Origin of the sequence: Zoogloea ramigera, from assembly GCF_006539865.1 — a bacterium.
Lineage (GTDB): Bacteria > Pseudomonadota > Gammaproteobacteria > Burkholderiales > Rhodocyclaceae > Zoogloea > Zoogloea ramigera.
In genome coordinates this window covers 1-1,973 of the sequence record NZ_BJNV01000153.1, presented here as the reverse complement: position 1 = coordinate 1,973, position 1,973 = coordinate 1, and the positions used below count along the sequence as shown (strand labels likewise).

Sequence of the window (1,973 nt, the reverse complement as noted above, 5' to 3'; positions counted from 1 at the left end):
GCTGGCCCAGATGGCGCTGTGGAAGGAGCGGGGGCTGGTGTCGTTCTGGTAGCGCAGGCGGGCTTCGTTGGGGCTCTCCCGGCGTTCGATGTCGAGCTGCCCGTCGGGCCGCGGGGTGGCGGACTCCAGCTTGATCTGGTCGCCCTCGGCCTTGCCCGCGTTGAGCAGGGCCTGGACTTCGGCCCGCTCCAGCGCCCCGAGGGGCTGCCGGTCGTCGGGGTAGAGGGGCTGCGGGGGCTTGGCAGGGCGGGGGTCGGGGATGCGCTGCTCAAGGGTGCCGAGCCCCTGGTCGCGGCTGACGGCGACGGCGGCGTCGATGGGGTCGATGCTCTCCAGCTGGCTGCCCGGGGCCTCGGGGTTCGACGACAGGGCGCCGGCGTAGAGGTCGGCGGGGTAGGGCTTGGGCAGGGGCTCGCCGTTGATGAAGCGCCGGCCCGCCGGGGCGGTGGAGCGGCTGGGGTCGGCTTCGGGGAGGTGGGCGCGCAGGGCGGTGATGTCGCGGCGCACGTGGTTTTGGTCGGGCTCGCCCACGAGGCGCAGGGTGAAATGGCAGGGGTCGAGGCCGACCGGGAAGGCGGCGGTCTCGCCCCCCACGTCGCGCGGCTTTTGGGTGAACACCCGCTGTAGGAAGCGGGGCCCGAGTTCCTGCAGCGGCTTGCGCTTGACCCGGGGGGCGGCAGGGCTGGCGGGCTGAGGCGCGCCAGGGCGGGTGTAGGCGGGGTGGCGGCCATCGAGCTGGTCGGGCACGCCCTGCCAGCCGATGCCCTGGACGTTGCCCAGCGCGACGGTCATGTCCTCGGGGCAAAAATACAGATAGACCTTGCCCCGGTTGTCCCGGTCGTTGCCCGGCTCCCAGGCGAGGCTGTGGAGGCCGCCGCGCCGCATGTGGGCGAGCTCGTCGGCGCTCCAGCCGTCGCGCCGCTGGGCGGCCACGCCCCGGACGATGTTGATGAGGGTGTCCAGCCGGGCCCGGACGGTCTGCAGGCCGCGGAGGCTCGCGTAGAGCTGCTCCATGGCCGGGTCCTTGCCGCCGCCGCTGCTGAGGGTGCCGAGGAAGGTGGGCTCGAGGCCGTAGGGCGGGTGGGTGAGCACCAGGGTGTCGGCGGTGCGGTGGCCGTCTTCCATCAGGAAGGCCTGGGCCAGCAGCGCGATGAGGCAGCCCTGGCTGTGGGCGACGATGTTGACCGTATCCTGCGGGTCGTAGTGGCGGATCATGCGCACCAGGGCTGCCAGGCGCTGGGCGGCCAGCACGAAGTACATGCGCCCGGGGCCCTGGAGAACGGGGCGGAGCGGGTCGCCGCTGAGCCAGTCGATGAAGCCGCCGAAGGCGGGCGCGCCCGACTTCCACATGTCGGCCAGGTTGGTGGTGGCGTTGGCGAAGGGGCCGCCGCCCTTGCTGAGATCCTTGTCGAGGCGGTTGTCGGCCTCGTCCAGCCACTGGCCGTTGCGGCGGCGGTTTTGCCCGCGGGCGGGGGCGCGGTAGCCCCAGTAGAAGGGGATCACCGGGCTGTGGGTGGTGGTGCCGACGTGGCGCCTGAAGAACACCGCGTCCGGGTCGTCCTCGAGGCGGCTGCGGTCGTCGTCGGTCGGCATGCGGTAGCCGGCGGACGTGTAGGGGGCGGTATGGTTGGGCCGGCCCGGGCACCACGCCATGCGCTGGGCGATGCCCTCGCAGAGGCCTTCCTCGACGGCCTGGAAGCCCACCCCGACGTCGTTGACCCCATGCACGACGATGCAGGCCCCCACGTGTTCGCAGGGGACGTCGACGAGCCTGGGCAGCGAACAGGTGCTGAGCACGGCGCTGCCCTGGGCGATGATTTGTGGCGGCTTGGGGTAGTCCTTCATGGGGCTGCGCGCGGGGGCCGAAGGTGTCGGAGTGGGTACTGTCTAATTATACATGTCCGCGCTTGGTGGGGTGTTGTCAAGGCCATGAAAAATTATGGCGTTGAGATGGGTTGGGGTGTTGGCGGGCG

The 1,973-nt window shown here is 71.7% G+C and carries 1 protein-coding gene; it reads right to left on the bottom strand.

The genetic code is table 11. The features are described from left to right. Positions 1-1,845 (bottom strand): T6SS effector phospholipase Tle3 domain-containing protein (locus ZRA01_RS20135; protein ID WP_141355152.1); only part of this gene is annotated, 1,845 nt, incomplete at its 3' end. Between the last annotated feature and the right edge of the window lie 128 nt (positions 1,846-1,973).